This is a genomic window from Mesorhizobium sp. M4A.F.Ca.ET.090.04.2.1, assembly GCF_003999085.1.
Lineage (GTDB): Bacteria > Pseudomonadota > Alphaproteobacteria > Rhizobiales > Rhizobiaceae > Mesorhizobium.
On sequence record NZ_RZOT01000593.1, the window covers coordinates 1 to 3,520 of the forward strand.

At 63.7% G+C, this 3,520-nt stretch carries 3 protein-coding genes; all 3 read left to right on the forward strand.

Translation table 11 applies throughout. From position 1 onward, the window contains the following. Positions 1–1,235 (forward strand): GNAT family N-acetyltransferase (locus EN781_RS28745; RefSeq protein WP_145965685.1); only part of this gene is annotated, 1,235 nt, incomplete at its 5' end. Between the two features lie 65 nt (positions 1,236–1,300). Next, a complete protein-coding gene (locus EN781_RS28750) occupies positions 1,301–2,449 on the forward strand; it encodes a YncE family protein (RefSeq protein WP_126058128.1) in 1,149 nt (382 codons plus the stop codon). Between the two features lie 306 nt (positions 2,450–2,755). Continuing rightward, on the forward strand, positions 2,756–3,520 hold a 765-nt coding region (locus EN781_RS34590; RefSeq protein WP_281034400.1), incomplete at its 3' end, for a calcium-binding protein.

Below are 3,520 nucleotides of genomic sequence, written 5' to 3' on the forward strand. Positions count from 1 at the left end.
GTGCCATGGTGCAGGGTCTGGCCGGCCTGGCGCGCGACGCCGACCCCGCCCATATCGAGATCCTCGCCAACAACAGGCCCGAGCGCAAGCTCGCCATCTATCCGGCCGCCGCCGGCTTCGACCTGGTCGAGGAACTCGACTATCTCTGCGCCCGCACCGTCGAGCCCAACGTCTTCTTCAATCCGCGTTTCCTCGCGCCGGCCATGCCGAGGCTGGAGGACCGCGAGGTCAAGCTCGCCGTGATCCGCGACGGCGACGAATACCGCAACCGGCTGCGCCTGCTGGTGCCGTTCTCGGTCGAGCGACCGGCCATCCCGCTTGGCGTTCCCGTCATGCGCACTTGGTCGAGCCCGTTCGGCCCGCTCGGCACGCCGCTGGTCGACCGCGACGATCCGGTCGGCGTCATCGAGGATTTCTTCTCGATGCTGTCCAGGCCGCACCTCAAGATGCCGAGGGTCTTCGTGCTGCCCGACATCAGGCTGGACGGACCGGTGGCGAGCCTTTTGACCGCCTTTGCCGAAACGCGCGGCCTGACGATGGTCACCACCGGCAAGATGGATCGCCCGATGCTCGAAAGCGAGGCCGACGGCGAGGACTACCTCAAGGCGTCGCTGCGCTCGCACCACTACCGCGAATTCCGTCGCCTGAAGCGCCGCCTGGCCGATCTTGGCCAGCTCGAGCACATCGTGGCGCGCGGACCGGAAGATATCCGCCACGCTATCGAAAGCTTCCTGACGCTTGAGGCGGCCGGCTGGAAGGGCCGCGAGCGCACCGCCATGGCGATCGACCGCTACCGCGCCGCCTTCGCCCGCGAGGCCGTGCACCGGCTGGCTGAGCACGACCTCTGCCGCATCCACTCGCTGACGCTCGACGGCCGCACCATCGCTTGCCTGATCGTCTTCGTCGAGGCCGGCGTCGCGTACACCTGGAAGACCGCCTATGACGAGACGCTGTCGGCCTACTCGCCGGGCACGCTGCTGATGATCGAGGTCACCAGGCAGAACCTCGAAGACCCCAATATCGTGGTGACCGATTCCTGCGCCGTGCCCGACCATCCGGTGATGAGCCGGCTGTGGACGGAGCGCAAACCGATGGGCACGCTGGTGCTTGGGCTGTCGCCCGACGCCGACCGCCTCGCCCGCCAGGCGGCCTCGCAGCTGCATCTCTACCGCGAGACCCGCAACATGGCCCGGATCCTGCGCAACCGCATGCGCAGCCTGCTGAAACGACGCTAGAGGAACGGCGAGCGCATGGCTTTCGGCAGCCGAATCCGGTCGGCATTCATCGCAAGGCAATCCAGATGATCAGGACCGTCCTGCGTCATGCCGGCCTCGCGCCGGTTCTCCTGCTTGCCCTGCTGCCGGCCCGGACCCTTGCCGGCTCTTGTCTCGAGGATTGCGGCGCGCCGTCCGTCAACGTCTACAGCCATACGACCGCCGGCCATCTCAGCCCGGCCACGGCCGGCGCACTGCCGCGTGTCTATGTGCCCAACCGGTCGTCGAACAGCGTCTCGGTGATCGACACCACGACCCTGAAGGAGGTCGACAGGTTCAGCGTCGGCAGCAAGCCGCAGCACGTCGTCCCCTCCTGGGACCTCAAGACGCTGTGGGTCGCCAACAACGGAACGGGCAAGAACGGCAGCCTGACCGAGGTCGACCCGAAGACCGGCAAGCCCAGCCGGCAGGTCCCGGTCGACGACCCCTACAACATGTACTTCATGCCCGACGGCAGCTCGGCCATCATCGTCGACGAAGCTTTGCGCCAGCTCGACCTGCGCGACCCCGCGACCATGGCGCTGAAGTCGGTCATCCTGACGCCCGATTGCGCCGGCATCAACCACGCCGATTTCTCCGTCGACGGCTCCTACGCGATCTTCACCTGCGAATACGGCGATGGTGGGCTGCTTAAGGTCGACCTGAAGAACCAGAAGGTGCTTGGCCATCTCGACCTCTCGAAGATGGGCATGCCGCAGGACATAAGGCTCTCGCCCGACGGCAAGGTCTTTTACGTCGCCGACATGATGAATGACGGCGTCTTCCTGATCGACGGCGACAGTTTTGCCGAAATCGGCTTCGTCCCCACCGGCATCGGCGCGCATGGCTTCGTCGTCAGCCGCGACGGCAGGCGGCTCTATGTCTCGAACCGCGGCTCGCACAAGATGGAGCAGGGTCGCGCCAAGGGGCCAGGCAGCGTCACGGTGATCGACTTCGCCACCCGCTCGGTCATCGCCCAGTGGCCCGTCCCGGGCGGCGGCAGCCCGGATATGGGCAACATCAGCGCCGATGGGAAGCAGCTCTGGCTGTCCGGCCGCTTCGACAGCGAAGTCTACATGTTCGACACCACGTCCGGCGCCGTCACCAGGATCCCCGTCGGCCTGGAGCCTCATGGGCTGACGGTGTGGCCGCTGCCCGGACGATACTCGCAGGGGCATACCGGGAACATGCGCTAGGCCTGCCTCGCCAGGACGAGGCGAGCGCCTCAAATCAAAATGCATCCTGCCACAGCGATTTGCCTAAACATTTGGCAGAATTCCAGCAATATTGAGTAAAATTGGTCCGGCTTCGCGCTTTAATTGTATTAGAGATTCCTCATTCTATTCACTCATAAGAAATAATCGAGGAAAATACCTTTTTCCCTGTACTATATGGTGATTCGTTGGAACGATGATTTGCACTACAACGTTGGTCCGCAAGCGGTCGCTTGAACTCCTATCGAGCGGCTCCAACAGGCCGGCATTCCGAGGAAGGATCGTCCGATGACCAGTGTCGTCAACGCAAAAGGCATTCCCCTTCCCTACACCGGCGCTTCCACCCACTGGTTCTCCGCAACCGGGGCCGGGCCGGAACTGCGCGGCACATCCGGCAACGACTCTTTCTGGGGCAACACCAGCGTCAACGTCACCATGTATGGCGGCGCGGGCGACGACTATTACCATCTCTATTCGACGATCAACCGGGCCGTCGAGCTGCCCGGCGAAGGCATCGACACGATCGACACCTGGATGAGCTACAAGCTCCCCAACAATTTCGAGAACCTCGTTGTCACCGGCGCCAATCGTTACGCGTTCGGCAATTCGGTCGACAACATAATCAAGGGCGGTACCGGCAGCCAGACGTTTGACGGCGGCCTGGGCAACGACGTACTGATCGGCGGTGGCGGCGCCGACACGTTCATCATCACCAAGGGCCACGGAAGCGACCTGATCACCGATTTCGGCGCCGACGACACCATCCGTCTCAACGGCTACGACTTCATGTCGTTCGACGACGTCAAGGCGCAGCTGATCCAGGCCGGAGCGAACCTTCTGCTGAATCTCGGATCGAACGAGGTGCTGGTGTTCAACAACACCACTGCCGACAAGCTGTCGGCCGGCCAGTTCGAGCTGCCGATCGACAAGTCCGGAATGACGCTGTCCTTCAATGACGATTTCAACACGCTCAGCCTTCACAATAGCCAGGGCGGCACCTGGGACACCAACTTCTGGTGGGGGGCGCCGAACGGCAGCACGCTCACCCAGAAC